Annotated in this window: 1 protein-coding gene; it reads right to left on the bottom strand. The window is 65.4% G+C overall.

The features are described 5' to 3' along the window. On the bottom strand, positions 1-272 hold a 272-nt coding region (locus tag ACV22W_RS33750; RefSeq protein ID WP_448023873.1), incomplete at both ends, for an Ig-like domain-containing protein.

Below are 272 nucleotides of genomic sequence, written 5' to 3'. Positions count from 1 at the left end.
CGCCGCCACGTTCGGCCAGTTGTACGTATACGGCGCGGCGCTCGCCTCGCCCAGCCTGATGCCGCCGTTGAAATACTCGACCTTGCTGATCGTCGCGCCCGTCACGCTCGCGTTCGACGTCAGTCTCACCGTCGCCGGGGCGCCACCACTGACTTGCGGCGGGTTCAGGCTGATGCTCGGCGGAACCGGCGTACCGCCTTCCGCCGGCGATACCTTGACCACCTGGTTAGGTGTCTTGAGCGAATTCCCGCGATCGTCCGATACGATCACGT

The organism is Burkholderia sp. AW49-1, from assembly GCF_053427845.1.
Note: the sequence above shows the minus strand (reverse complement) of the source record. Positions and strands in the feature narration are given on the sequence as shown.